Origin of the sequence: Streptomyces sp. NPDC057743, assembly GCF_042798755.1 — a bacterium.
Lineage (GTDB): Bacteria > Actinomycetota > Actinomycetes > Streptomycetales > Streptomycetaceae > Streptomyces.
Genome location: NZ_JBHVJX010000004.1, coordinates 227,273 through 251,372, shown reverse-complemented (window position 1 = coordinate 251,372; position 24,100 = coordinate 227,273). Strand labels below are relative to the sequence as shown.

The 24,100-nt window shown below is 73.0% G+C and carries 26 protein-coding genes and 1 pseudogene; 11 read left to right on the top strand and 16 right to left on the bottom strand.

What is annotated here, in order from left to right; all coding sequences use genetic code 11:
• Window positions 1-214 precede the first annotated feature (214 nt).
• The 3 genes from ACFVFQ_RS06440 to ACFVFQ_RS06430 all read left to right on the top strand — a co-directional run bounded on the left by ACFVFQ_RS06440 (window position 215) and on the right by ACFVFQ_RS06430 (window position 2,284).
• Window positions 215-925 carry a hypothetical protein gene (locus ACFVFQ_RS06440; protein WP_383409630.1) on the top strand — a complete coding sequence of 237 codons (711 nt, stop codon included), beginning with the start codon at window positions 215-217 and terminating at the stop codon, window positions 923-925.
• 244 nt (window positions 926-1,169) lie between these two features.
• Complete coding sequence (locus ACFVFQ_RS06435; protein ID WP_383409627.1) at window positions 1,170-1,733, top strand: transglycosylase family protein; 564 nt, start codon at window positions 1,170-1,172, stop codon at window positions 1,731-1,733.
• 74 nt (window positions 1,734-1,807) lie between these two features.
• Window positions 1,808-2,284, top strand: coding sequence for a hypothetical protein (locus ACFVFQ_RS06430; RefSeq protein ID WP_383409623.1), 477 nt, complete (start codon window positions 1,808-1,810; stop codon window positions 2,282-2,284).
• An 85-nt stretch (window positions 2,285-2,369) separates the two neighbouring features.
• Here ACFVFQ_RS06430 and ACFVFQ_RS06425 read toward each other — a convergent pair whose 3' ends face one another.
• Entirely contained in the window at window positions 2,370-2,777 is a 408-nt protein-coding gene (locus ACFVFQ_RS06425; protein ID WP_383409618.1) for a hypothetical protein, read from the bottom strand.
• 225 nt (window positions 2,778-3,002) lie between these two features.
• On the opposite strand from ACFVFQ_RS06425, the gene ACFVFQ_RS06420 reads away from it, so the two are divergent.
• The gene (locus ACFVFQ_RS06420) at window positions 3,003-4,541 is read left to right on the top strand and encodes an alpha/beta hydrolase (protein ID WP_383409614.1); all 1,539 of its coding nucleotides are present in this window, start codon (window positions 3,003-3,005) and stop codon (window positions 4,539-4,541) included.
• A 61-nt stretch (window positions 4,542-4,602) separates the two neighbouring features.
• On the opposite strand, the gene ACFVFQ_RS06415 is transcribed toward ACFVFQ_RS06420, so the two are convergent.
• A complete protein-coding gene (locus ACFVFQ_RS06415; protein WP_383409611.1) occupies window positions 4,603-5,004 on the bottom strand; it encodes a cupin domain-containing protein in 402 nt (133 codons plus the stop codon).
• Between the two features lie 51 nt (window positions 5,005-5,055).
• Between ACFVFQ_RS06415 and ACFVFQ_RS06410 the strand changes: the two genes are divergently transcribed.
• Window positions 5,056-6,099, top strand: coding sequence for a helix-turn-helix domain-containing protein (locus ACFVFQ_RS06410; protein ID WP_383409608.1), 1,044 nt, complete (start codon window positions 5,056-5,058; stop codon window positions 6,097-6,099).
• Between the two features lie 74 nt (window positions 6,100-6,173).
• Window positions 6,174-7,289 (top strand): CapA family protein, encoded by a 1,116-nt coding sequence (locus tag ACFVFQ_RS06405; protein WP_383409605.1) that lies wholly within the window; start codon window positions 6,174-6,176, stop codon window positions 7,287-7,289.
• A 42-nt stretch (window positions 7,290-7,331) separates the two neighbouring features.
• Here ACFVFQ_RS06405 and ACFVFQ_RS06400 read toward each other — a convergent pair whose 3' ends face one another.
• Both ACFVFQ_RS06400 and ACFVFQ_RS06395 read right to left on the bottom strand, forming a co-directional pair.
• Complete coding sequence (locus tag ACFVFQ_RS06400) at window positions 7,332-8,222, bottom strand: HpcH/HpaI aldolase/citrate lyase family protein (RefSeq protein ID WP_383409602.1); 891 nt, start codon at window positions 8,220-8,222, stop codon at window positions 7,332-7,334.
• Window positions 8,215-9,297, bottom strand: coding sequence for an HpcH/HpaI aldolase/citrate lyase family protein (locus ACFVFQ_RS06395; RefSeq protein WP_383409599.1), 1,083 nt, complete (start codon window positions 9,295-9,297; stop codon window positions 8,215-8,217). Before ACFVFQ_RS06395 ends, ACFVFQ_RS06400 begins: the two co-directional genes overlap by 8 nt.
• A 487-nt stretch (window positions 9,298-9,784) precedes the next feature.
• Here ACFVFQ_RS06395 and ACFVFQ_RS06390 point away from each other — a divergent pair, with 487 nt between their 5' ends.
• Both ACFVFQ_RS06390 and ACFVFQ_RS06385 read left to right on the top strand, forming a co-directional pair.
• A complete protein-coding gene (locus tag ACFVFQ_RS06390) occupies window positions 9,785-10,150 on the top strand; it encodes an RNHCP domain-containing protein (protein WP_383409597.1) in 366 nt (121 codons plus the stop codon).
• Between the two features lie 25 nt (window positions 10,151-10,175).
• The gene (locus tag ACFVFQ_RS06385) at window positions 10,176-10,604 is read left to right on the top strand and encodes an RNHCP domain-containing protein (protein WP_383409594.1); all 429 of its coding nucleotides are present in this window, start codon (window positions 10,176-10,178) and stop codon (window positions 10,602-10,604) included.
• Window positions 10,605-10,697: 93 nt separating this feature from the next.
• Here the strand turns inward: ACFVFQ_RS06385 and ACFVFQ_RS06380 are convergent, their stop codons facing one another.
• A complete protein-coding gene (locus tag ACFVFQ_RS06380) occupies window positions 10,698-11,147 on the bottom strand; it encodes a DoxX family protein (RefSeq protein ID WP_383409589.1) in 450 nt (149 codons plus the stop codon).
• 190 nt (window positions 11,148-11,337) lie between these two features.
• Here ACFVFQ_RS06380 and ACFVFQ_RS06375 point away from each other — a divergent pair, with 190 nt between their 5' ends.
• Both ACFVFQ_RS06375 and ACFVFQ_RS06370 read left to right on the top strand, forming a co-directional pair.
• Window positions 11,338-12,567 carry an amidohydrolase family protein gene (locus tag ACFVFQ_RS06375; protein WP_383409881.1) on the top strand — a complete coding sequence of 410 codons (1,230 nt, stop codon included), beginning with the start codon at window positions 11,338-11,340 and terminating at the stop codon, window positions 12,565-12,567.
• Window positions 12,568-12,658: 91 nt separating this feature from the next.
• The gene (locus tag ACFVFQ_RS06370; protein WP_383409586.1) at window positions 12,659-13,585 is read left to right on the top strand and encodes an FkbM family methyltransferase; all 927 of its coding nucleotides are present in this window, start codon (window positions 12,659-12,661) and stop codon (window positions 13,583-13,585) included.
• A 30-nt stretch (window positions 13,586-13,615) separates the two neighbouring features.
• On the opposite strand, the gene ACFVFQ_RS06365 is transcribed toward ACFVFQ_RS06370, so the two are convergent.
• The 6 genes and pseudogenes from ACFVFQ_RS06365 to ACFVFQ_RS06340 all read right to left on the bottom strand — a co-directional run bounded on the left by ACFVFQ_RS06365 (window position 13,616) and on the right by ACFVFQ_RS06340 (window position 18,482).
• Entirely contained in the window at window positions 13,616-14,401 is a 786-nt protein-coding gene (locus ACFVFQ_RS06365) for a glycosyltransferase family 2 protein (RefSeq protein WP_383409583.1), read from the bottom strand.
• A 3-nt stretch (window positions 14,402-14,404) separates the two neighbouring features.
• Window positions 14,405-15,193 carry a GntR family transcriptional regulator gene (locus ACFVFQ_RS06360; protein WP_383409580.1) on the bottom strand — a complete coding sequence of 263 codons (789 nt, stop codon included), beginning with the start codon at window positions 15,191-15,193 and terminating at the stop codon, window positions 14,405-14,407.
• 245 nt (window positions 15,194-15,438) lie between these two features.
• The gene (locus ACFVFQ_RS06355; protein ID WP_383409878.1) at window positions 15,439-15,993 is read right to left on the bottom strand and encodes a BTAD domain-containing putative transcriptional regulator; all 555 of its coding nucleotides are present in this window, start codon (window positions 15,991-15,993) and stop codon (window positions 15,439-15,441) included.
• Between the two features lie 33 nt (window positions 15,994-16,026).
• A pseudogene (locus tag ACFVFQ_RS06350) lies at window positions 16,027-16,254 on the bottom strand (transcriptional regulator); the annotation flags it as partial.
• A gap of 316 nt (window positions 16,255-16,570) precedes the next feature.
• On the bottom strand, window positions 16,571-17,287 hold the full coding sequence (locus tag ACFVFQ_RS06345; protein WP_383409577.1) for a BTAD domain-containing putative transcriptional regulator: 717 nt from the start codon (window positions 17,285-17,287) through the stop codon (window positions 16,571-16,573).
• 382 nt (window positions 17,288-17,669) lie between these two features.
• Entirely contained in the window at window positions 17,670-18,482 is an 813-nt protein-coding gene (locus ACFVFQ_RS06340; RefSeq protein WP_383409574.1) for a helix-turn-helix domain-containing protein, read from the bottom strand.
• 125 nt (window positions 18,483-18,607) lie between these two features.
• Here ACFVFQ_RS06340 and ACFVFQ_RS06335 point away from each other — a divergent pair, with 125 nt between their 5' ends.
• Window positions 18,608-18,997: a hypothetical protein gene (locus tag ACFVFQ_RS06335; protein WP_383409571.1), complete on the top strand. Its 390-nt coding sequence runs from the start codon at window positions 18,608-18,610 to the stop codon at window positions 18,995-18,997.
• Window positions 18,998-19,049: 52 nt separating this feature from the next.
• On the opposite strand, the gene ACFVFQ_RS06330 is transcribed toward ACFVFQ_RS06335, so the two are convergent.
• The 5 genes from ACFVFQ_RS06330 to ACFVFQ_RS06310 form a co-directional block, all read right to left on the bottom strand.
• Window positions 19,050-20,387, bottom strand: coding sequence for an NAD(P)/FAD-dependent oxidoreductase (locus ACFVFQ_RS06330; protein WP_383409568.1), 1,338 nt, complete (start codon window positions 20,385-20,387; stop codon window positions 19,050-19,052).
• A complete protein-coding gene (locus ACFVFQ_RS06325; RefSeq protein WP_383409565.1) occupies window positions 20,384-20,986 on the bottom strand; it encodes a flavin reductase family protein in 603 nt (200 codons plus the stop codon). Before ACFVFQ_RS06325 ends, ACFVFQ_RS06330 begins: the two co-directional genes overlap by 4 nt.
• Window positions 20,987-21,093: 107 nt before the next feature.
• A complete protein-coding gene (locus ACFVFQ_RS06320; protein WP_383409560.1) occupies window positions 21,094-21,573 on the bottom strand; it encodes an SRPBCC family protein in 480 nt (159 codons plus the stop codon).
• The gene (locus ACFVFQ_RS06315) at window positions 21,570-22,589 is read right to left on the bottom strand and encodes a hypothetical protein (protein ID WP_383409555.1); all 1,020 of its coding nucleotides are present in this window, start codon (window positions 22,587-22,589) and stop codon (window positions 21,570-21,572) included. The genes ACFVFQ_RS06320 and ACFVFQ_RS06315 overlap by 4 nt, the downstream gene beginning before the upstream one ends.
• A 64-nt stretch (window positions 22,590-22,653) precedes the next feature.
• A complete protein-coding gene (locus tag ACFVFQ_RS06310; protein WP_383409552.1) occupies window positions 22,654-24,081 on the bottom strand; it encodes a cytochrome P450 in 1,428 nt (475 codons plus the stop codon).
• Between the last annotated feature and the right edge of the window lie 19 nt (window positions 24,082-24,100).

Genomic DNA, 24,100 nt, shown 5'->3' with positions numbered 1-24,100 from the left:
ACTGCCGAATTGGGTCGCCGTTCCGTACATCGAAGTATGTAGCCGGACATCGGCAGGAGGGATGACTCCAAGGTTACGGAGGACATGCAAACCTTGGCCTGACTGTATCGATCGATGTAGGCGAAAAAGGGGGAGGCCGAAGTCGCCACCGATTGACGGCCGTCGCCTTCCGGAACGGCCGAGCCGCCGCTCAACTGTGGAGGACGGAAAGTACGTGGAAACGAACGCCGCTCTTCTCGATCTCGCCCCGGAACTCGCCGACCACGGTCTCCCCGGCCAGGACGGCACCGACCAGGTGCCCGTCTTCGTGGTCCCCGTGGGCCCCGGCCCCGAAGGCTCTGCCCCACCCACCGGGAGCGAGCTCACCGCCGAGAGCTGTCCGAGCCTCAACGGCCATACCAGAGCCACCCTCGACGCCGCCTCCCGCGGCTGGCTGCTCGCCCGCCTCCCGTCCCGGGTGCGCACCGCGATGACCGCCGCCGCCCACTGGGAACTGTACGGAACGCACGGCCTCCTGGTCGTGGCCTGCGGCGACGGCGCCCGCCAGATGGGCTTCTCGGTCGAGTCCGTGCGCCACGTACGCCGGGAGTCCTCCCCGCTGCACACCCCCTACGAGATCCTCACCCCGCACGAGTCCCGCACCGCCGCCGCCCGCCCGGCCGCCGAGCGCGAACGCCTCATCACCCGTTACTGGGTCCGCAAGGACGCCGCCCTCCAGGCCGTCGGCGGCGGCCTCTCCCTCGCCCCGGAGCGGATCGAGGCCGGCTTCCCCTCCGACACCGGCACGGTCGCCGTCCCCGGCCCCTGCGGCACCGAAATCCCGGTCCGCGTACGGAACTTCCGCTTCTCGCCCGCTTACGAGTTCGCGGTCGCCACCCCCGAACCGCCCTGCGTCATCCCGTCCTTCGCCTATTCCTTCCGCTGACGTCGCGGCGCCGGCCGCCTTCCTTTTTCCGCCGCCTCCCCGGCGGGAAAAGGAATCCCGCCGCGCGCCGCGACAGTTCATGTGCACAACCCGGCAATCCCCCGACAGGGGCCCGCCCGGGTGAAAAACAATCCCCTCGGCCCGCCCAGAACTGCCGTAGGGCCTCTTGACGGGGTACCTGTTGCGTGCTTCGAGTCGTGGCGAGCACGACGCCGCGACGCCGCTTGCGCAGGAGGAAGTACCCATGCCGTCGCCGCTCGCCGGACGCACCGCCGGACCGATCCCGTCCGCCCTGCTCGCCCTGGCTTCCCTTCTGGCGCTGCTCGGCGCCGCCGGCACCGCGGCCGCCGACCCACCACCAACGGGCACCGACTGGGACCAGATCGCCGCCTGCGAGAGCAGCGGCGACTGGCACTCCAACACCGGCAACGGCTACCACGGCGGCCTCCAGATCTCCCCGTCCACCTGGCGCGCCTACGGTGGCCACCGCTACGCCCCGCGCGCCGACCTCGCCACCCGCGACGAACAGATCGCCATCGGCGAGCGCATCGCCCAGGACCGCGGCCTGGCCCCCTGGCCCAACTGCGGCTCGCGCGGCCTGCGTTCGGCGCACCGCGACGCCGTCCCGCACGGCGCTCCCACCGCGGCCGCCACCTACACCGTCCGCGCCGGCGACTCCCTCTCGGACATCGCGCACCGCACCCACATTCCCGGTGGCACCTCCGCCCTCTACACCCTCAACAAGGACCGCCTCGCGCAAGGCGCGAACCGCATTCACCCGGGCCAACAACTGCGTTTGCGGGGCTGACCGGAAAGCGGGGCCGTCATGGTGAATCCGGTGGGCGGTCAGGGTGAACGCGGGAGGGCGGCGGCACTTCGGGCTTGGCCGTATCGCTCGGTGCCGGTAGCAAGACCGCGGGGTTTCCAAGGGACTTCCACGGACTTCCCAGGGGCTTTTCCTACCGTGAGGGGCAGGATCGCGAAGTGAAGAAAACGAGTGGTAAGCAGCTGGCGCTCGCCGCGTTTTTCGGGATGTTGTTGGTGGGGGGTGGGGCGTCGCCGGCGATGGCGCGGGGAGGCTGGGGGGACGGGCCATTCGACGCGGACGGGGACACCATCGTGAAGTTCTATTCCGGTTTCGAGTGCGAGGGCCGGGCCCGTTATTGCGTCAACGGCGCCATCAACAGCGGTAACACCAAGGACTCGGGGAACGTCCGGATGGACGGGAATCCCAGTAACAGCGGAAGCCCCGTGAACAACAGCGGGTCCAACAACAGCGGCAACACCGGCACGGGTGCCGCGGCGGGCAGCGCCAACCACATGCAGCGCTTCGGTCAGGGCGGCAGCCTGCACCTGTAGGCGGCCCGCCCGGCGCGCGGCGGGACGGCAGGACGCCGAAGGCCCCGGGAGACCCGGGGCCTTCGGCGTTGCGGGACCGCCCCGCTCAGTTCAGCAGCTTGAGGATCTTGGAGATGTTGTTGCTGCTGCCCCGTTGCGCGCCGTAGACCGTGTTGAGGCTGTTGGTGGAGCCGCTGGCGGTCTCGATGTTGCCGCTGTCCACGGGGTTGCCGTGGTTGAGGAAATTGTTGCTGTTCTTGCTGTTCCCGCTGTGCACCGGGCCGTTGACGCACGGGTGCGGTGAATGGTTCGCCGGCGACTTGTAATTGAAATCGGCGAGCCGGTTGTTGCACATCACGCCGGAAATCATGCCGGTGACGGTGCCGAGGTCGGCCCCCGCCACCGCGGAAAGCAGTGAACCGTCCGGAACGGGCTGCGCCGTTGCGATTCCGGTGCCGAACAAAACCAGACCACATGCCCCGGCGACTGTTCCCGCCTGCACTAGTTTTCTCACGACGCTCCTTGCCTCATCGGCCCGCTGATCCCAGACGTATCGTGCTGCGATGGGCCATTGTGCGGCCCCACAACCCGCAGGGAGCCAAACGCTTGCGGGCCACATTCAGCCGGCTGGCCCAGCAGCCCGCCGGCCTTGGCCGCGGCGGTTTACGGGGGACAACCCCACCGGGAGAGGGCGGCCCGCCGGATGGGCGGGCGCCAACCGGGCAACGAGCCTTGGGCCATGACGAGTTACCGGGGGCGCAGAGCCTCAAGGACGGTGCTGCTGGGGATGGCGGGGGTGCTGGCCGCGGCGACGCTGAGCGCCGTGGCACCGGGTGCCCGGGCGGCGGACGGGGACCACGACGGCGGCGGGGCAGCGGGCCCCCGGCTCGCCTGGCGGGCCTGCCCGCACAGCGGGGGGCCGGCCGGGCAGGAGTGCGCCGAGCTGCCGGTGCCGCTGGACTACCGGGACCCCTCCGGCCCGCACCTCACACTCGCGGTGACCCGGGTGCGCAGCGACCGGCCAGCGGCCCGGCGGGGCGCGCTGCTGCTGATCCCGGGCGGTCCGGGCGGCTCCGGGATCAGCGGGCTGGACCGGGTGGGAACCGCGCTCCAACGGGAGATGGCCGGCGCGTACGACCTGGTCACCTTCGATCCGCGCGGGGTGGGAGCCAGCACCCGGGCCGACTGCGGGCTGGCCGCCGAGGACCGGGACCTGGTGGCGCTGCGGTCCTGGCCGGCGGCGGACGGCCAGATCGCGCAGAACGTCGCGCGCTCGCGGCGGATCGCGCGGGCCTGCGCGCAGAACGGGGGCGCGCTGGTGCGCAGTTTGAGCACGGCCAACGAGGTCCGCGACATCGAGCGGCTGCGGCGGGCGCTCGGCGAGCGGAAGCTGTCGGCCTGGGGCGCGTCGTACGGGACGTATGTGGCGGCGGCGTACGCGCAGAAGTACCCGGAGCGGACCGACCGGTGGGTGCTGGACAGCACCGGCGACCCGGACCCGCGGCGGGTGGAGCGGGGCTGGCAGGCCAACTTGGGGCGGGCGGCCGACGAGCGGTTCTCGGACTTCGCGGCCTGGGCGGCGGCGCCGGCGCGCGACCGGGACGGGCTGCGATTGGCCCAACGGGCCGACAGCGTGCGCCCGTTGGTGCTGTGGACCGCGGCGGCGCTGGACCGACGGCCGAAGCCGTCGAACGTCCCGGGCCGGCCGCTGAGCGGCAATCTGCTGCGGCAGGCCGTGCAGAGCGCGCTGTACGGGGACGACGCCGCCTTCGCGCAGGTGGCGCGGCTGCTCAAGGCGGCTTGGGACCCCGCGGCGACCCCGGTGCTGCCGGGCGACCTCGCCGCCCCGCTGCCCGATCCGGACGCCACCGTGACCATGGCGGTGCTCTGCAATGACGTGAACTGGCCGCGGAATCCCGACGGTTACCGGCGGGCGGTGGCCGCCGACCGGGCGCGCCACCCGCTCACCGCCGGGATGCCCGCGAACATCACCCCGTGTGCGTTCTGGAAGGACCGCCCGGCCGATCCGCCGGTCCGGATCACCGACCGGGGCCCCGCCAACATCCTGATGGTGCAGAACCTCCGGGACCCGGCGACGCCGTACTTCGGGGCCCGGAAGATGCGGGCGGCGCTCGGGGAACGGGCCCGCATGGTGACTCTCGACCACGGCGGGCACGGCGCCTACCTGACGCACGGGACGGCCTGTGGGGACCGGACGGTGACCGCGTTCCTGCGGGACGGCCGCCGCCCGCGGCGGGACGTGTACTGCGCCGGATGAACCGGGGCCGGTCCGCGGGTGGCGCGCAGGGCCCGGCGGTGGGTGCCGGGCCCTGCGCGGCTCACCCCAGGGGGTGGCCGGTGGTCGCGTCCACGTGGTCGGGGACCTCCTCGTGCCGGTCGCCGACGGTCGAGGTGCCGGTGGGCTCGAAGAGCAACAGATGGGCGCCGGAGGGGGCGTGGGGCTTGTGCTCGATGCCCCGGGGGACGGTGAAGACGGCGCCCTTGGGAAGCCGGACGGTCCGCTCGCCGGCCTCCTCCCGCAACGAGAGGAACAACTCCCCCTCCAGCACCAGGAAGAACTCGTCGGTGTCGTCGTGCGCGTGCCACAGGTGCTCGCCGGCGACCTTGGCGACCCGGACGTCGTAGTCGTTGACCCGGGTGACGATCCGGGGGCTCCACAGCGCGTCGAAGGAGGCCAGCGCCGCCGCGAGCTCCCGCGGTTGGTTGGGGTGTGTGCTCATGGGGCGATCCTGTCCCGCCGGGCTAACCGCCACGAGTGCTAGGAATCGCACATGCCGCAACGATCCTCGCAACTCCGCCGCGCCCCGGACCGCCCGTCCCGTCCGCACCGCGTCGTCGCCCTCGTCGACGAGAACACCAACGCCTTCGAAGTCGGCTGCGCGATCGAGGTGTTCGGCCTCCCGCGCCCCGAAATAGGCTGCCAGCTCTACGACTTCGCGCTCTGCGCGCCCGCCCCGCGGACCGCGATGCGGGACGGCGTCTTCACCCTCTCCGGGGTCGCCGGACTGGACGCGGCCGACGACGCGGACACCCTGATCGTCCCGCAGCGCCCCGACGTCGAGGCGCCCCGCCGCCCCGCACTGCTCGACGCCGTCCGCCGGGCCCACGCCCGCGGCGCCCGGCTGCTCAGCTTCTGCACCGGTGCCTTCACCCTCGCCGAGGCGGGCGTCCTCGACGGCCGGCGGGCCGCCACCCACTGGCAGTGGGCTGACGCCTTCCGGGCCCGCTTCCCCGCCGTCCGCCTGGAGACCGACGTGCTGTTCGTCGACGACGGCGACATCCTCACCGCGGCGGGCAGCGCGGCCGCGCTCGACCTGGGGCTGCACGTGGTCCGCCGCGACCACGGCGCGGAGATCGCCAACACGGTCAGCCGCCGACTGGTCTTCGCCGCCCATCGGGACGGCGGCCAGCGGCAGTTCGTGGAACGCCCGGTGCCCCGCGTCCCCGACGCGTCGCTCGCCCCGCTTTTGGCCTGGGCCCAACAACGCCTCGACGCCCCGCTGTCGGTGGCCGATCTGGCCGCCCGCGCCGCGGTCAGCCCGGCCACCCTGCACCGCCGGTTCCGCACCCAGCTCGGCACCACCCCGCTGGCCTGGCTCACCGCCGAACGGCTCGCCCTGGCCTGCCGGTTGATCGAACGCGGCGAGGCCCGCCTCGACGTGGTCGCCCACCGCAGCGGCCTGGGTACGGCGGCGCATCTGCGCGCCCTGATGCGCCGGGAGACCGGGCTGACCCCGTCCGCCTACCGCCGCCGCTTCGGGCCGGAGAGTGCGGAAGAGCGCGGTGTTTCACGTGAAACACGCCGTTTCACGTGAAACACCGCCCGGACGGTCGTACGACGGGTCCGCCGCCCGGCCCCTAACCTGGAAGGGGAAGCCGGTGCGCGCCGATGACCGATGATCCCGTCACGCTCGCACTCTGCGGCGATGTGATGCTCGGCCGCGGGGTCGACCAGATCCTGCCCTTCCCCGGCGACCCCGAGCTGCGCGAGGCATATGTCGAGGACGCCCGGGTCTACGTCGGACTGGCCGAGGAGGCGGGCGGCCCGATCCCCCGCCCCGCCGGCTTCCGCTACCCCTGGGGCGACGCGCTGGCCGCGCTCGACGCCGCCGCGCCCGCCGCCCGGGTGCTCAACCTGGAGACCGCGGTCACCCGTTACGGCACCTTCGCCCCCGGTCGGGAGATCCACTACCGGATGCACCCGGCGAACCTCCCCTGCCTGGCCGCCGCCCGCCCCGACGTCTGCGTGCTGTCCAACAACCACGTCCTCGACTTCGGGCGCGAGGGGCTGGCCGAGACCCTGCGCAGCCTGGCCGCGGCCGGCCTGCGCACGGCGGGCGTCGGCGCCGACGCCGAGGCGGCCCGGGGCCCCGCGGTCGTCCCGCTGCCCGACGGCCGCCGCCTCCTCGTCCTCGGCCTGGGCATGCCGTCCAGCGGCGTCCCCCGTACCTGGGCCGCGACCGCCGGGCACGGCGGCGTCCACTGGGCGGCCGGCCCCTCGTCCGCCACCGCCGCGGAGGCCGCCGCCCTGCTCCGCGCCCGCAAGCGCCCCGGCGATCTGACGATGGTCTCGGTGCACTGGGGCTCCAACTGGGGCTACGCCGTCCCCCGCGCCCAGCGTGCCTGCGCACACGCCCTGATCGACGCCGGCGTGGACCTCGTCCACGGCCACTCCGCGCACCACCCGCGCCCCCTGGAGTGCTACGCCGGCAAGCTCGTCCTCCACGGGTGCGGCGACTTCATCGACGACTACGAGGGCATCACCGGCTACGAGCGCTACCGCGACGACCTGCGCCCGCTCTACCTCGCCGCGCTGGAGCCGGACACCGGCCGCCTCGCGGAGCTGCGGATCGTCCCCTTCCAGACCCGTCGGATGCGGCTGTGCCACGCCGGTGCCGGGGACGCCCGCTGGCTCGCCGCCCTCTTCGAGCGGCTCGCCCGCGGCTTCGCCCCCGGCATCCTCGCCCTCGACCCGACACCGTCCCTGAGCCTCCGGCCGGCCTGAACGGACCGGCCCGCCGGGCCCGTTGGCCCGGTCACCGCTCGCCTACCGCCCGGCGCCCGCCACCGCCGCGGCCAGTGCCAGCACCCGCCGGGCCTCCTCCACGTGCAGGTTCTCCACCATCCGCCCGTCCACGGTGACCACCCCGCGCCCCTCCCGGGTCGCGGCCTCGAACGCGTCGATGATCCGGCGGGCCCGGGCCACCTCCGTCTCGGCCGGCGCGAACGCCCGGTTGCACGGCTCGATCTGCGACGGATGGATCAGCGTCTTCCCGTCGAACCCGAACTGCCGCCCCTGGACGCACTCCGCCTCGAACCCGGCCGCGTCCTTGACGTCGTTGAACACCCCGTCCAGGATCGCCTTCCCCGCCTCGCGGGCCGCCAGCAGCGCCAGCGACAGCCCGGTCAACAGCGGTGCCCGGCCCGGCACATGGGCCGCGTGCAGCTCCTTTGCCAGGTCGTTGGTGCCCATCACCAGCACCGTCAGCCGCTCGCTGGCCCCGGCCACCGCCCGGGCGTCCAGCATCGCCCGCGGGGTCTCCACCATCGCCCAGATCGCCGTGCGGTCCGGCGCCCCGGCCTCCTCCAGCCGCCGCTCGACCTCGCGCACGGTCTGGGCGGACTCCACCTTCGGCACCACCACCGCGTCCGGGCCGGCCTCGGCCGCCGCCCGCAGGTCGTCCGCGAACCAGGGCGTGCCCGGCCCGTTGACCCGGATCGTGACCTCCCGGTTGCCGTACCCGCCGGCGGCCACCGCCGCCGCGACCCGCTCCCGCGCCGCCTCCTTGGCGTCCGGCGCGACCGCGTCCTCCAGGTCCAGGATCAGCCCGTCCGCCGGCAGCGACGCCGCCTTCGTCAGCGCCCGCTCGTTGGCGCCCGGCATGTACAGCACCGACCGCCGCGCCCGCACCGCGTCCCCGTAGCCCTCGTCACCCACGGACCTGCTCCCCTTCCGTACCGCTCGCCGCCGCGTACGCGTCCCGCAGTTCGGGATCGCGCGCCGCCAGCGCCTCGGCGAGCTCCACCACCACCCGGCACTGCTTGACCGTGGCGTCGTCCTGCATCTTCCCGTCGATCATCACCGCACCGGTGCCGTCGCCCATCTCCGCGATGACCCGACGCGCCCAGGCGACCTCCGTGGGCGCCGGCGAGAACACCTTCTTCGCGATCCCGATCTGCACCGGGTGCAGGCTCCAGGCCCCCACGCACCCCAGCAGGAACGCGTTGCGGAACTGGTCCTCGCAGGCCACGGTGTCCTTGATGTCGCCGAACGGCCCGTAGTACGGCAGGATTCCGTGCGCCGCGCAGGCGTCGACCATCCGCGCGATCGTGTAGTGCCACAGGTCCTGCTGGAACACCGCCCGCGGCCCGTCCGCCGCCCCCGGCCGGGCATCCGCCCGCACCAGGTAGTCGGGGTGGCCGCCGCCGACCCGCGTCGTCTTCATCCGCCGGCTGGCCGCCAGGTCCGCCGGCCCCAGCGACATCCCCTGCATCCGCGGGCTGGCCCCGGCGATCTCCTCCACATTGGCGACCCCGCGCGGCGTCTCCAGGATGGCGTGCAGCAGGATCGGCCGCCGCACCCCCGCCTTCGCCTCCAACTGCGCCACCAGCCGGTCGACGTAGTGGATGTCCTCGGCGCCCTCCACCTTCGGCACCATGATCACGTCCAGCTTGTCGCCGATCTCGGTGACCAGCGTCAGCAGATCGTCCAACGCCCAGGGCGAATCAAGGCTGTTGATCCGCGTCCACAGCTGCGTGGCACCGAAGTCGGTCCCGCGCGCGACCTCGACCAGCCCGGCCCGCGCCGCCTCCTTGCGGTCCGCGGCGACCGCGTCCTCCAGGTTGCCCAGCAGCACATCGACGTCCGGCGCGATGGCCGGCACCTTGGCCGCCATCCGCGGATTGCCCGGATCGAAGAAGTGGATCATCCGCGACGGCCGGAACGGTACCTCCCGCACCGGCTCCGGAGCCCCCACGGCCAACGGACGGAAGAAGTCCTTCGGAGAGCGCACCCTGCCTCCCAACGCACCGACCACCCGACCCGCCACCCGGAGCCGGCCAACGGCGCACACTCTAGGCCCGCCACCCCACCCTTGTTACCGCGCAGTATGTGTGCCGTTGATCACGAGTGGTGAGCGGTGCGGGAGGGAAAAGGTGGGCGTCGGTCGGGTCCGCCAACTCCGTGGCCGGGCGCCCCCGTTGTCGCCCCGTGCCGTGCTGCCGCCCGCCGATAAATCCGTTGACACCCCCCGTGCCCCCCCGAGTTAGCTGGTGTCGTCCATTCGTTCTGCTCTGGGCCGTCGTGCCCTGGAAAAGGTGTTTATGTTCCGGCCCGCGCCGAGTGCGCCCCGTCGTACCGCGTAACCGTCCGCACTCCCCGCGTCGCCTCTCGTCGGCGCGGTTGCCGGACGCGTTCTCCGGTGCTCTCGTACCGCCCCCAGGCGGGGCCGCTCGGCCTGCTCTTGCTGTTCCGAACCACCTCTCAGCAAGGAGCTCCGGGTGTCCAACACCACCACTCCCACCACCCTCGCCCTCGACACCTTCGCCTGCGCGTGGTGCGGCCTGACCGTCTCCGCGTGCGCCGCCGACGGTGTCCGGCGCAACCACTGCCCGTCGTGCCTGCACTCCCGGCACGTCCTCGACCACGTCGAGGGCGGCGCCAGCGCGTGCCACGGCCGGATGTCCCCGATCGCCATCGCGGTCCTGCGCACCGGCGACTGGCGGGTGATCCACCGCTGCGTGCGCTGCGACGAGCTCACCTCCAACCCGGTCTGCGCCGACGACAACCAGCTCATCCTGATGCGGATGGCCGTCCGGCCACTGGCCCAACCGCCGTTCCCGCTAGAGGCGTTCGGCACCCTCTGACCGCGCCCGGAAGGAGGGACCGCACATGCCTCGACGCACCAACCGCGACACCGGCCGCGGCCGGGACCGTCGTCCGCAGCGGCACAAGACCGTGCTGCACGGGCCCGGTGGCCATCGGGCGCCCGCGTTCCGTTGCGTGGACTGCCGCCTGGAGGTGTCCCTGGACGCACCGGGCACCGCGCACCGCAACCACTGCCCGAACTGCCTGACCAGCCGCCATGTCGACCGCAGGGTCCCGGGCGACCGCGCCGCGGACTGCCGCGGCCGGATGACGGCCCTGGGGATGACGGTCCGGCCGGACGGCGAATGGCTGCTCATCCACCAGTGCCTGTCCTGCGGCGAGTTGAGCACCAACCGCATCGCCGGCGACGACAGCCCCCTGGCCCTGGTCCACCTGGCGCTCCGCCCGCTCCAGGACCCGGGCGTCGCCACCCGCGCCCTCCTCACGCTCTGAGGGAGGGAGGGAAGGAGAGGGGGAGGGGGTTGGGCCATCACCGTGTGTTTACCGTGGTGGTCCGGCCCCCAACCCCCAACCCCCTACGCCCCCTCAGCCGAGCCACCCCAGTGCCGCGTCCAGGGACCAGCCCTGCCAGCACATCGTGCCGAGGCCGACCGCCGAGATCAGCGCCATCATCAGGTTCTGGCCCTGTTCCGCCCAGTCGTGGATCATCAGCACCAGGTAGAGCAGGTTGAGCAGCAGCCCCGCGGCCAGGGCGAGCGGGGTCAACAGGCCGACGGTCAGGCCGAGTCCGAGTGCCAGTTCCGCGTGCGCGACCAGGTGCGCCATCAGGCGCGGGCGCGGCCGTACGACGCGGTCGAAGCCCCTGCGGACCACGGGCCAGCGGTGTGCGTCGGCGATCCCGGCCGCCCAGGTGATGCCGCCGCCGGCGAACCAGCTCTTCCTGTCCTTGTGGCGCCAGCTCTCCAGCCACCACAGACCGAGACCGATGCGCAGCACCGCCAGCCACGCGGCGCCGTCGAGCCAGAGCGTCTGCATCCGGACCGTCCTCCCGACCTTTGAAGTGAACTGACGGTGCGTCAGTTCAGCGGATGGGGCCCGGACGCGCAAGGGGTCGAGTTTCCTGGCGTCCCTTGTGGTTGCAAGGGTGAGCTCCTAACCTCCGAACTGATGGGTCGTCAGATATCGGACCGGCGTGACCCACCGGCGCGGCAGTTGGGGGTACAACGTGACCAGCGGCAACAGCGGTACGGGGGAGCTTCCGAGGATCATCAGCGTGGACGACCACGTGATCGAGCCGGCGCACCTCTTCGAGACCTGGCTCCCGCGGAAGTACCGGGACCGCGGCCCGAAGCCCTTCACCGCCGGCATCGGCGAACTGGCCTACGTCGGCGGGAAGTACCGGTTCACCACGGACCCGGAGGGCCAGATCACCGACTGGTGGGAGTACGAGGGGCTGCTGTTCCCGTACAAGCGCATCATCGCGGCCGTCGGCTTCTCCCGCGACGAGATGACGCTCGACGGGATCACCCGGGACCAGATGCGGCGCGGCTGTTGGGACCCCAAGGCCCGGCTGGCGGACATGGACCGGGGCCACGTCGAGGCGTCGCTGTGCTTCCCGACCTTCCCGCGGTTTTGCGGGCAGACCTTCGCCGAGGCGCAGGACAAGGAGGTCGGGCTGGCCTGCGTGCGGGCGTACAACGACTGGATGGTGGAGGAGTGGTGCGGCGACAGCGGCGGCCGGCTGATCCCGCTGTGCCTGATCCCCCTCTGGGACATCGACCTCGCCGTTGCCGAGATCCGGCGGAACGCGGCGCGGGGTGTGCGGGCGGTCACCTTCAGCGAGATCCCCACCTATCTGGGGCTGCCGTCCATCCACTCCGGCTACTGGGACCCGTTCTTCGCCGCCTGCGAGGAGACCGGGACGGTGGTCAACATGCACATCGGGTCGTCCTCGCAGATGCCGGCGGCCTCCCCGGACGCCCCGCCGGCCGTCCAGGCGTCGCTCTCCTTCAACAACGCCATGGCCTCGATGATGGACTTCCTCTTCAGCGGGGTGCTGGTGCGCTTCCCGCGGCTCAAACTCGCCTACAGCGAGGGCCAGATGGGGTGGATCCCGTACGCGCTGGAGCGGGCCGACGACGTCTGGGAGGAGCACCGCGCCTGGGGCGGGGTCAAGGACCTCGTCCCGGAGCCGCCGTCGACGTACTACTACCGGCAGATCTTCTGCTGCTTCTTCCGCGACAAGCACGGCGTCGCGTCGATCGACACCGTGGGCGTGGACAACGCCACCTTCGAGACCGACTACCCGCACGTCGACTCCACCTGGCCGCACACCAAGGAGGTGGCCGCCGACCACGTGGGCCACCTGTCCGAGGAGGTGACCTACAAGCTCCTGCGCGGAAACGCGATTCGTATGCTGGACCTGCCGTTCGACCGTGCGCGAGCGGCCGTGTGACCACCGTCGGCGTCGACCGGTCGCGGCGGTGGGGTGCCGAGGGCGCCGGCTCCCGGCACGGCGGTTCACCAACCCGCTGAGAGGCGATCGGATGAGCGACACCATGGCCGAGGTCCTGGCCACGTTGGGCCGCGGCTACCTGCGCCGGGCGACCGGCCTGTGGGGCCAGGCCGCGCTGGCGGAACGGCTGGTCAACCCGTACCTGCGGGACCACCCGCGCCGCCGGGTGGTCCGTACCCGGTTCGGCGCCCGGATGGCCGTCGACACCCAGGACCTCATCCAGCGCTACCTCTACCTCTTCGGCCTCTGGGAGCCGCACCTGTCGCACTGGCTCCGCCGCCGGCTGCGGCCCGGCGACGCCTTCGTCGACGTCGGCGCCAACATCGGCTACTTCAGCCTGCTCGCCGCCCACCTGGTCGGCCCCCAGGGCAAGGTCGTCTCGATCGAGGCGATGCCGACCTTCCACCGCCGGCTCGAACAGCACCTCGCGCTCAACGACCTCGGCAACGTCCGCACGGTCAACGCCGCGGTATCCGACGCCCAGCGGACGCTGACGTTCATCCTCGCCAGCTCCCGCAACATGGGTGCCGCCAGCATCGTCCCGTACGACGGGCCGGCCGAGATCACCCTCGACGTCGAGGCGCAGCCGCTGCCGGCGCTCCTCAAGCCCGAGGAGATCGCCGCCGCCCGGGTCCTCAAGATCGACGTGGAGGGGGCGGAGGGCGCGGTGGTGCGCGGCCTGGAACCGCTCCTGGCGCGGCTGCGGCCGGACGCCGAGCTCACCGTCGAGGTCACCCCCGAGCGGATGGCGCGGCTGGGCGACTCGCTCGACGAGCTCCTTCAGACCATGGCCCGGCACGGCTTCCACACCTACCGGCTCCCCAACTCCTATGCCGCCGGCGGCTATCCGGCGTCCCTGCGCGCCGCGGCGGCCGCCCCCGCGGTCCGCTGGCGGGCCCCCGTGGTGGAGGAGAGCGACCTCGTCTTCTCCCGCGTGGACGCGGAGCGCTTGTTCTAGGGCCTCCCGACCCTGGCCCGCAGGGCAGCCCTAACGGGGCCCGGGACGGCCGTCGTTGGCGCCCTGGGCTGGGTATTGCCACCCCAGGGCGGTGAGTTGGCGCGCCCGTGCCGCCACCACCGCCATGCGGGCGTCGCGTTCGGCCGCCTCGGTGTGCGATGCCTGGCCGGTGGCCTGGCCGGGCCACTTCCGGTACAGCAGGCCCACCTCGGGGGTGAACCAGCCGCGGCTGGTGGCGTTCAGGGCCAGCAGCAGACCGGTGTCCTCGGAGGCCGGCAGCGCCATCCAGCCGCCCAGGGCGAGCAGCAGCTCGCGGCGGACGAAGAGGGTCGCCGGGTGGACCTGCGCCCGGAAGGCGTGGGCCGCCCAGAAGTCCAGGACCGCGCCCCGCTCGACCGGGCCGGCCGCCGGGTCCCCGTCGAAGCCGACCGTGGAGCCGTCGGGCAGCAGGTCCAGGGCGCGCGAGGTCGCCCAGCCGAGGCCGCGGTCGGCCTCCAGCGCGGCCAGGTCGCGGGCGAGCGCGCCGGGCGCCAACTGGTCGTCGGCGTCCAGCACCTTGACGTACTCGCCCTCCGCCCGCGCCAGCGCGATGGTGCGCGCGACACCCGGCCCGCCCGGTCGCCCCTGCCGGAACGACACCCGCGGGTCGGGTGGCAGCTGCCCCGCGACCTCGGTGCTCCGCCCGTCCTCCTGGACGACCCACTGCCACTCCCACCCCTCGGGGAGCTCCTGCTGCCGCAGCGAGCGGTAGGCGTCCGCCAGGAACGGGGCGGACGGTGCATGGACGGCCGTGACGATGCTGATGCGGCGGGGCACGGCTCACCACCTTTCCAAGGGAGTAACGAACAGCAGTTCCGTGCGGTCGCCGGGCAGGACGACGTCCGAGACGTCCACCACGCGCCCGTCGGTGTCGTACGAGACCTTCCGCAGCACCAGCACCGACGTGCCGGGTGGCAGCTCCAGCTCGGCGGCCTCCTCCGGCGTCGGCGGGCGCGCGGTGACGTGTTCCTCGACGCGGTCGAGCTCGATCCCGACGCGGTGCAGCTGGTTCTGCGAGCCGCCCGGCCAGGGCTCGTTGGAGGCGTCCAGGAGGGCCGGGTCGGCCGCGAGCACGGCGCGCACGAGGTAGGAGGTCACCAGGGCGAACGGGGCGCTCTCGGCCGCGCACCGGGTGCGGTAGTCGCGCTCCAGCAGCTCGGTGCCCTCGGGGACGCCGAACGCCGCGGCGAGCTCCGCGTCGGCGGCGACCTCGCGGTAGTGGGTGCGGAAGACGAGGTCACAGGCCCGGAGCCCGGTGTCGTACTCGGTGGCGCCGGTGCGGGCCCGCCGCTCCAGGGGCGCGCGGGCGCGGTCCTTCTCCCACTGGTGCCGGAGGTTGGTGCGCCGGGCCGGGGTCCGCGGACGTCGGACGAAGGTGCCGACGCCGTGCCGCTTCTCGACGAGCCCCTCGTCCCGTAGTGCCCGCAGCGCCTCCCGCACCGTCGGCACGCTGCGCCCGAACCGCTCAGCGAGCCTGGTCTCGGCCGGCAGCCGGTCACCGGGCCGCAGGTGCCCGGCCCGGATGGCCGTGCGGAGCTCGTCCGCGATCCGCTCGTACGCCACTGGCATGGGTGCCCACTTTGCTCCTCGGCGCCCCGACCGACCACCGGAGCCGAGGGCCCCGGCGCCCCTTCCCAGCGTACGACTCCTCATGAGGACTTAACGACTCGGCCGGCGGCCCCCCGATGCCGCCGGGCCCCGGCCCCACCGCCGTCGCGCGGTAACGGACCGGGGCTCATCCACGGCGCGCCAAGTCGAGCCGGGTGGCGCGGTGTTCGCCGGGGTGCGGCCGGTCGGTGTCTCTCCCGGGCGTCCTAGGACAGGAGTTGGCGTCTGAGGGGCGGGGCGCAGGCGGCGTCCAGGGGGGTGTCCTCCTGCCGCAGGATCACGGACTGCAGTCGCTGCAACCGCGGGCCGGGGGCGATGCCGAGTTCGTCCATGAGGAACTCGCGCAGTTTCGCGTACCGGTGCAGGGCCACGGCGGGCCGGCCCGACTGGTACAGCGCGTAGATCAGCAGCTCCCAGGCGACCTCGCGCAGGGGCGTCCGCGCCGCGAGCTCCTCGGCCGACAGGACCGCCTCCTCCAGATTCCCCTCCTTGATCAGGACGGTGACCATCAACTCCCGCCCCAGCATGTGCGCTTCCTCAAGCCGGGCGATCTCCTGCGAGGCGAACGGGTAGTCCGCCGCCTCGGCGAGCGGTGCCCCCCGCCACAGGGCGAGTGCCGCGACGACCTCCTGGCGGGCCGCGGCGACCTGGCCGTCGTCCAGCCGCCGCCGGGCGAGGCCGAGCTTCCGCTCGAAGCGGAAGACGTCCAGGGCCTCGGGGGGCACCCGCAGGGCGTAGCCCCCGGGCTCGCGGACCAGCACGCTCGCGTCCCCCCGCCGGGCCCGCCCGGGCTCCAGCGTGTCGCGGAGCCTGCTGATGTGGGCGTGGACGGAGGAAACGGCCCCGCGCGTGTGGCGGTTGGGCCACAGGTCCTCGCACAGGGACTCCAGCGGAATAGCGTGCCCCCGTCCGAGTAACAGCCGGATCAGAAGCGCACGCCGTTTCGGGGGACCGAGTCTCAGGACCCCGTCCCGAGAGTGCGCGGCCAACGGTCCCAGTAGCCCGAACTCGAAAGTAGACACGTGGCCCCCGATCACGTCGCGCGAAATTCAGGTCGATGACAGATGCTAGTAGATCTTTGAAGCACGGAGCTAGCTCCGTGCAACGCCGGTATTCACACGTTCTCCAGAGAATTCACGCACTCCGCTACGGGTCTCTCGCGCGGACGCCCCCGATAGTTTTTTGGTTCCCCGACATTGCCGAACGGGCGCTTTTTTCTTCGGCGTTCGACCTTCGGGGTCTTCGGCCTTCGCCCTTCGGTCTTCCGAGCGTGCCGCGTGGTGCGCAGGCGGAGCGCCGTGCGGCGGCCGGCACCCGCCCGCGGGCCGGCGCCGCTCCTCAGAGCAGCGCCGGGTCCTGGCGCAGAATCCCGTAGAAGGTGCTCTGGAGGTCGCGGCCGGGGTCGAGGCCCAGGCTGTGGGAGAGCCGCTCGGACATCTGGCTGTAGGCGTCCAGCGCGTCCGCCTGCCGGCCCGAGCGGTAGAGCGCGGTGATGAGCTGGGCGCAGAACCGCTCGTGGAACGGGTACATGGCGTGTAGGTGCTCCAACTCGGAGAGGATCGAGAGGTGTTGGCCGAGCCGCAGCCTTAAGTCGAAGAGTTTCTCGGCGGCGGTGATCCGGGTCTGTTGGAGTCGGCTGAAGGCCATGCGGCAGGTGTCCCCCTGTCCGGTGTCGACCAGCGCCGGACCGCGCCACAGAGTGGTCGCCTCGGTGAGCAGCGCGGCGGCCTCCGCCGGCCTTCCGTCGCCCAGGGATTCGGCCCGCCGGACGAGTTCCGTGAAGCGGACCGCATCGACCTCGATGTCCGTCCCGATCAGCGCGTATCCAGAGGGCGAGGTCGCTATGACGTCCCGTAGTTCGGGCTTTCCGCTGCCGGCCGCGAGGACGCGGCGGAGCCGTGCGATGTGACCGTGCAGTGAATTCTCGGCGTTTCTGGGCGGCGTTTCCCCCCACAATTCGTCGATCAGGACATGCCGGGACACCGTGCGCCCGGGCGACAGGGCGAGGACGGCGATGACGGACCTCAGTTTCTCCCCGGGGATTCGGAGGAACACCCCTTCTTCGCAAACCTCTAAGGGGCCGAGGAGCTTGATTTCCACGAAATTCTCCTTCATGAACCGCTGACTGCCAGCCAACCACGCAAGAGAAGAGAAGTCCTCGACAGAATGTGTCCGAAGCGGTGCGGCGGGTGCGCGCCGCTCATTGACCTCAAGTGCTCATCGTGCCGTGGGATATTGCCGCGCCCCGCGCGGCGCGTTACTGGTCAGTATCCTGGGTGCCAGCCCTCAGGCTTCCCCCCCCCGAAGCGGTGGCACGTAGTTGAATGCATCTTGACCCACGTTTCTTGTCTTCGACTTGTCGTGCGGCGCGCGGGGAGCACCGCTTATCGGTCGCACGGGTTTCCGCTTTCGCGCCCGGTGCCGCCCCGGCCCTCGCTCAGACCGCGGACGGGGCCGACGCGTCCGCCGGCCGGCCGACCGCGTTGATCACCGTACGCCGGGAGAACAGGGTGCTGGGGCGCAGGCCGAACATCGCGTGGAAGGCGCTGCTGAAGTGGGACGGGCTGGCGAACCCCGCCTCCACGGCCGCGGTGCTCAAGTCCGGCCAGGTCCCGAGCAGTTCGGCCACCCGCAGCATCCGGGCCCACAGTCGGTAGCGGCGGAAGGTGGTGCCGGTCTGCGCGCGGAACAGCCGCAGGAACGCCGAGACGGAGAGGCCGGCCTCGGCGGCCAGCTCCCGGGCCGCGATCCGCGCCCCGAGCGGCCCCGCCAGCCGGGCGGTCGCCAGGAGGATGCGCGGTTCCCGGTCGCCGTCGAGCCCGTCCGGGCCGGTCAGGTCCAACCAGCGCCGGACCTCCGCGAGCGGCGCGTCGCCGGCCAACGACGCGGCCGTCCGCACCAGTTCGGGCCCCCGCTCGTGCCCCAGGGCCAGGTCGGCGCCGCCGCCCATCAGCCGGCGGCAGGCCCGCTCCCGCTCCGACGCCGGGTCGAGGTAGCAGAAGGCCATCCGGGTCTCGCCGGCGACGATGCGGTGCCGCACCCGGGCCGCCACCAGGGCCGTACGGGCCCGGTGCCGGCGGCCGTGCTCCAGCTCGATCGTGAACTCCCCGTCGACGCCCACCGCCAGACAGCTCACCGCACCGGAGTGGAAGCCGAGCCCCAACGCGGGCCCGAGATAGAGGGCTTGCCCCGGCCACAGCCACAACGCGGCCTGGTCACAGCACGTTTCTGAAAGCGGTGCGGGTCGCATGCGGGCATGCTAGGGCCCGCCCGATGGGTCAGGGGCGGTCAGGCCCTGGCCGCTGAGGGCATCCCCCGTCCGCCGTGCCGCGCGGCCCCGGCCGCGCACCGCCCGAGAACGGAACGACTTTCGTCATGACGACCGAACGCCTCACCGCCGCGCTGCTGTTCCTCGTGGGCGCGATCAACCTGCTGCCCGGCTTCGTGGCGGTGGCCCCGTCCCGGATCGGCACCGCCTACGGGGTCGCCGTCGACGGCGGCGACAGCCCCGATCTGGTGCTGCTGCTGCGGCACCGCGCGGTGCTGCTGGCGCTGGTCGGCATCGGTCTGCTGTGCGCGGCGTTCATCCCGTCGCTGCGGGTGCCCGCGATGACCGCAGGCGGGGTCAGCATGGGCACGTTCCTGCTGTTCGCCTACGCCACGCCCGCGCTCAACGGCGCCACGATGCGGGTCGCCCGCATCGACATCGCGGCCGTCGTGCTGCTCGTGGTGGCCGCGGTCCTCGTCTGGCGCGAACACGCCTGAGCGGACGGACGAAAGCGGCCGCGCCCGCCCGTTCGGGGCGGGAGCGACGCGGTCACGCGGCCGCCTTGCGGGCGCCCCGTCCCATCAGGCCCAGCGCGGCGCCCAGCAGCGGCCGGGCCGGGCGCGGGAGGGGGAGGCGGGGAGCGCGGGAGCGGTGCCAGGGCAGCGTTGCGGGTGCGCCGTCGGTCAACGCCCGTGCCACGTGGGCGCCGTGCGCCACCGACATGGCCAGGCCGTGGCCGCAGCAGCCGCCCACGTACCAGACGTCGGGGTGGCCGGTGAGCGGGCCGACCACCGGCAGTCCGTCGGCGGTCATCCCGATCTGGCCGGCCCAGCGGTGGGTCACCTCGACCCCGGCGAGCGCCGGATGGAGCCGGCGCAGCCGCTCCTCCAACCAGGCCCACACCGCCGCCGCGCCCGCATCGTCGACCACCGGCGCGAGCAGCGGCCGGCCGCCGCCGAGCACCAGCCGACCGTCGGCGGTGAGTCGGAAGTACGGCGCCAGGGCGTGGGCGTCGATCAGCGCGCAGTCGCCCCGGCCGCCGAACGCCGCGCGGGCCGCCGTGGGCAGCGGCTCGGTGGCGACGGCGTGGACGAGCAGCGGCAGCACCGTTCCGACGGGCAGCCCGAGCTCCCCCGCCGCCGCGTTGACGGCCAGCACCGCCTTGCGGGTGCGCACCGTGCCGCCGGGGAAGGCCAGTTGGGTCTCGGCCGCGGTCCGGCCGGGCCGCAGGGCCAGCAGCCGGCTGTTGCCCAGGAAGCGGACGCCCTTGGCGGCGCAGGCGCGCGCCAGGGCCACGGTGAGCGCCGACGGGTCGAGGGCGGCGGCGCGGTACCGGAGCCCGGCGTGGTAGGGCACGTCCAGCCGGTCGCGGATCTGAGCCGCGGACAGGACCGGCACGTCCAGGCCCAACTCCCGGTAGGCGGCGGCCTGTCGGGCGAGCGCGGCCAGCCCGTCGGCGGTGCGGGTGGCCACCACCTGCTCGCCCGTGCGCACGGAGGCCGTCACCCCCAGCCGGGCGCACAACGCGACGACCTGCTCGACCGCGTCGACGCTGGCCTGGTGCATCCGGCGGGCGGTGTCCGGGCCGAAGCGCGCCAGGGCCCGGTCGACGGGTGGACCGATCCGCGGTCCGAGCAGTCCGGTGCCGCGTCCGCTCGCGCCCGCGGCGGGGCCCTCGGCGTCGACGACCAGGATGTCCAGCGACGGGTCGCCCTCGGCCAGGTGGTAGGCGGTGGAGAGGCCGGCGAGCCCGGCGCCGACCACGGTCACGTCCGCGTCGAGGACGCCGCGCACCCGGGGAGGCGGGGCCGGCTCCGTGCCGGGGGGCGCCGTGGGGTCGGGGTCCGGCGGTGCCCAACAGGGGCGGCCGGCCGGGGGCCTGGTCATGCTTCCTCCATGGGCGGGCGGTGCGCGGGCCCGGCGGTGCGCGTCGCGTCCCGGTCGGCGAGGGCGTGGAAGGACCGGCCGTGCCAGAGCAGGGGCCGCCCGGCGGCCGTGCTCACCGCCGCGAGCCGGCCCACCACCAGGCAGTGGTCGCCGTAGCGGCGCAGGTCCTCCGTCAGACAGACCGACCAGCCCAGGCCGTCCTCCAGCACGGGCACGCTGAGCACCCGCCGGTGGCGCACCGCGGCGAACCGCTCGGCGGAGTCGGCCCGGGGGTCCGCGAAGAGTTCCGCGCGCGCCCGCTGCGACTGGCGCAGCAGGTTGACGGCGAACCGGCCCTCCGCCTCGATCGCGGCCAGGGTGCGCGAGCCGGTGCCCAGGCACACCAGGAGCAGGGGCGGGTCGGCGGAGAGCGAGGTGACCGCCGAGGCGGTGCTGCCGGCCGGCCCGTCCGGTCCCTGTGTGGTCACCACCGTCACGCCGGACGCCAGCGTGGCGTAGAAGTCCCGGCAGGCCGCCGCCCCGGCGTCCGGCGCGGTGAGGGGGGCGGGCACGGCCGCGGGCGGCTCACCGGTCAGTGCTCCGGCGGTGGCCTGGCGCATCACGGGGCTCCTTTCTGGAATCCGTCGGGTGACGGTCCGGTTCGGGTCGTTCGTTCGCCGGGCCGTCCGGTGCGGGCAACTGGGGCCGTCGCCACGGGCGTTCGGGGTCATCGCCCCGCTTCGAGCGCGGTGCGCAGGGCGACGAGGGTGGCGCGGGAGGTGAGCCGGTTGCGGTCGCGGCGCCGTACCACTCCGGTGAGCAGCGGGGCGGTGGCCGTGAGCAGCCGGCCGGGGAGCCCGCGCCGGCGGTCGTGCCACTCCTCGGTGACCTCGCAGCCACCGGGCACCGCGGTGAAGCGGTAGCTCCAACGGGAGAGCGGGACACCGAAGAAGCTGACGTCGAAGGCGAACACCTCGCCGGGGACGGCCGCCACCACCCGGCACAGGGTCACCCACGGCAGCCAGGAGGCGCGGTTGCGCCCGAGGAAGCGGGCCCCGGGCCGCAGCGGGAGGCCGCCCCCGAGGAGCCAGGCCCCTCGGCACTCCGGGCTCCACTCGCCCATCCGCCGCACATCGCTGACGGCCGCCCAGGCGGTCTCGGGCGGCACCTCGACGGTCAGCCGCTCGGCCACCGCGGGCCGGGTCATGCGCGCATCGCGATGCCGTGGGTGCGGTCGTCGGTGAGGATCTCCAGCAACGCGCGGTGGTCCGTGCGCAGCCGGTCGGTGCGCCCGGTGATCTTGTTGGTGAGCGTCAGCTCACAACGGGCGATCTTGGTGTTGAGGCAGTGCTTGATGCCGCCCGGCGGGTTGTAGTAGTTCAGCCCCACGAACTGCTCGGGCCGGGCCTCGAAGCGCCCCCGGATGGCGACGGTGTCGTCGCCGCCGGCGAAGTTCCAGTAGAAGTAGCCGAAGTCGGCCTTGGCCTTCAGCGCCTGACGCAGCGACACCAGCGGGTACTCCCGGTCCTCGTGGCGCAGGACCGCGAAGGTCACCATCGGGGTGGTCACCGGGCCGGCGATCCGGGTGCGCCCGGTGACGATCTCCAGGAAGCTGTCGGGGGCGTCGTCGAAGCCGGCGACCTGGCCGAAGGCGTAGTAATCGGTGTGCCGGCTGCCCCAGTTGTGGCACTGGCTGCCGACCCAGCCGTCGATGTCGACGGTGTGGCCGTCCACGGTGAGGGTGCCGTCGTACTCCGCGAGCGGCACCCCCACCAGGTTCTTGGCCTTGGGGAAGCCGCCGGTGTACATCTTCGGCGCCAGCAGCAACAGCGGCGGCTCGTCGCCCTTGTACGTCAGGTCCCAGGCGATCGTGGCGTTGGTGCCGACCGCCTCGCCGCGCAGGGCGCCCGGTTCGAGCACCCGGTCGGCGATGCGGGCGCCGAAGGTGTCCCGGTCGAAGGCGCACTCGGCGATCGGGTGCTCCTCCTTGGCGACCACGTGCTCCCCGGTGACCCCGTCGAAGTAGATCGCCCACAGTTCGCCAATGGCCGCCTCCGGCATGCCCGTTGGGCTGAAGATGGTGTACCGGATCCAGAACGCCCTCGGCTCCGTGGGGTGGTTGCCGCGCTGGTAGAAGCTCTCGTAGTGCCCCTCGCGCTGCCCGGGGCGGTAGAACGTGCGGTTGAGGGTGTTCGCGTCGGCGGTGGTGTAGTCGATGTGCATGGATCCGTCTCCTCCGGTCTGCCGCAGCGCGCGGACACGGTAGATGGGGCGGTCGGTGGGCCGGTCAGTCCGTCGTGGTGCCCGCGGTGGCCGGTACGGCCGCGGCCCGCCGGGCGCGGTGGCGCTCGTGCAGCGTCATGGCCATGCCGTACTTGGGCCGCAGGGTGATGGTCGCGTGGTTCACCACCCGGTGGGACGGGACGTGCTTCACGTCGTACCGCCGGATCAGCGCGGCCAGCAGCAGGTGCGCCTCCAGCAGCGCGAAGTGCTTGCCGATGCACAGGTGCGGGCCGGCGCCGAAGGGCAGGTACGCGAAGCGGTGCCGGCCCTTCTTGTTCGCCGCGGTGAAGTGGTCGGGATCGAAGCGCTCCGGATCGTCCCAATGGGCCGGGTGGCGATGGATGTTGAACAGGTCGACCATGATCCGGGAGCCCTTGGGCACGTGGTGGCCGCCGAGCACGGTGTCCTTGAGCGTCAGTCGGGGCACGATGGGCGCCGAGGGGTACATCCGCAGCGCCTCCTCGAAGATCTGCAGCAGATACGGCATCCGCTGGAGGTCCGCCACGGACGGCATCCGGTCCCCGATTTCCCGGTCCACCTCCTCCTGCGCCCGGTGCAGCACCTGTCGGTGTTGGGAGAGCAGGTAGAAGGCCCAGGTGAGGGTGACGGCGGTGGTCTCGTGGCCGGCCGCGAAGGTGGTGATGATCTCGTCGCGCAGCTCGCGGTCGGTCATCCCCTGCCCGGTGTCCGCGTCCCGGGCGGCGAGCAACATGTCGAGCAGGTCGTTGGCGCCGCCCTCGGGGACGCCGGCCGCCCGGCGCTCCTCGATGAGGCCGTACATCATCCCGTCGAGGCCCTCCATCACCCGCTGGAAGCGCCGGTTGCGCGGGGTGGGCCAGGCGGTGGGCGGGCTGAACGGGTTCTGCAGCCGGTCGAAGGCGTAGTTGACGGCCACGTCCACGGCCTCGGGGCTGAGCTTGTCGCGGGTACGGCTGACGTCGGTGCTGAACATGCAGCGGCTGACGATGTCCAAGGTGACCCGCATCATCTCGCCGTGCACGTCGACCTCGGCCCCGGACGGGTAGGCCCGGGCCATGTGCGTGAGCTGCTCGGCCACCGACTCCACCATGGCGCGGTACATCCCCGACAGCGCCTGCTTGGAGTAAATCGGCTGCATCATGCGGCGGTTGCGCATCCAGCTCTCGTGGTCGTCGCTGGTGAGCAGCCCCTCCCCGAGGATCAGCCGGAGCGGGTTGTCCGGGCCGAGCTTGCCGTAGGTCGCGCTGTCGGTGAGCACCTCCCCGGCCAACTCCGGGCTGGAGACGCCGTGTACGACGACCGAGCCCAGCCGGTAGCGGACCAGGTCGCCGTGTGCCTGCCAGCCCCGGTGCAGCGCGTCCAGGATGTCCTTGCGGAAGTCCACCACGTTGCCCAGCAGCGGCAGGCCGTCGGCCTCCGGCGCGGGCGGGTTGGTTCGTTGCCCCGATGTCATCGCCAATGTCCTCTCCGCG

What these genes read in the sequence shown, in the direction of transcription:
- ACFVFQ_RS06410 (WP_383409608.1), top strand. Translation starts at nt 5,056, where the DNA reads ATGCCGCAACGATCCTCGCAACTCCGCCGCGCCCCGGACCGCCCGTCC.
- ACFVFQ_RS06325 (WP_383409565.1), bottom strand. Translation starts at nt 20,986, where the DNA reads ATGCGCCAGGCCACCGCCGGAGCACTGACCGGTGAGCCGCCCGCGGCC.
- ACFVFQ_RS06340 (WP_383409574.1), bottom strand. Translation starts at nt 18,482, where the DNA reads ATGCGACCCGCACCGCTTTCAGAAACGTGCTGTGACCAGGCCGCGTTG.
- ACFVFQ_RS06310 (WP_383409552.1), bottom strand. Translation starts at nt 24,081, where the DNA reads ATGACATCGGGGCAACGAACCAACCCGCCCGCGCCGGAGGCCGACGGC.
- ACFVFQ_RS06330 (WP_383409568.1), bottom strand. Translation starts at nt 20,387, where the DNA reads ATGACCAGGCCCCCGGCCGGCCGCCCCTGTTGGGCACCGCCGGACCCC.
- ACFVFQ_RS06335 (WP_383409571.1), top strand. Translation starts at nt 18,608, where the DNA reads ATGACGACCGAACGCCTCACCGCCGCGCTGCTGTTCCTCGTGGGCGCG.
- ACFVFQ_RS06385 (WP_383409594.1), top strand. Translation starts at nt 10,176, where the DNA reads ATGCCTCGACGCACCAACCGCGACACCGGCCGCGGCCGGGACCGTCGT.
- ACFVFQ_RS06405 (WP_383409605.1), top strand. Translation starts at nt 6,174, where the DNA reads ATGACCGATGATCCCGTCACGCTCGCACTCTGCGGCGATGTGATGCTC.
- ACFVFQ_RS06360 (WP_383409580.1), bottom strand. Translation starts at nt 15,193, where the DNA reads ATGCCAGTGGCGTACGAGCGGATCGCGGACGAGCTCCGCACGGCCATC.
- ACFVFQ_RS06415 (WP_383409611.1), bottom strand. Translation starts at nt 5,004, where the DNA reads ATGAGCACACACCCCAACCAACCGCGGGAGCTCGCGGCGGCGCTGGCC.
- ACFVFQ_RS06380 (WP_383409589.1), bottom strand. Translation starts at nt 11,147, where the DNA reads ATGCAGACGCTCTGGCTCGACGGCGCCGCGTGGCTGGCGGTGCTGCGC.
- ACFVFQ_RS06320 (WP_383409560.1), bottom strand. Translation starts at nt 21,573, where the DNA reads ATGACCCGGCCCGCGGTGGCCGAGCGGCTGACCGTCGAGGTGCCGCCC.
- ACFVFQ_RS06315 (WP_383409555.1), bottom strand. Translation starts at nt 22,589, where the DNA reads ATGCACATCGACTACACCACCGCCGACGCGAACACCCTCAACCGCACG.
- ACFVFQ_RS06435 (WP_383409627.1), top strand. Translation starts at nt 1,170, where the DNA reads ATGCCGTCGCCGCTCGCCGGACGCACCGCCGGACCGATCCCGTCCGCC.
- ACFVFQ_RS06420 (WP_383409614.1), top strand. Translation starts at nt 3,003, where the DNA reads ATGACGAGTTACCGGGGGCGCAGAGCCTCAAGGACGGTGCTGCTGGGG.
- ACFVFQ_RS06370 (WP_383409586.1), top strand. Translation starts at nt 12,659, where the DNA reads ATGAGCGACACCATGGCCGAGGTCCTGGCCACGTTGGGCCGCGGCTAC.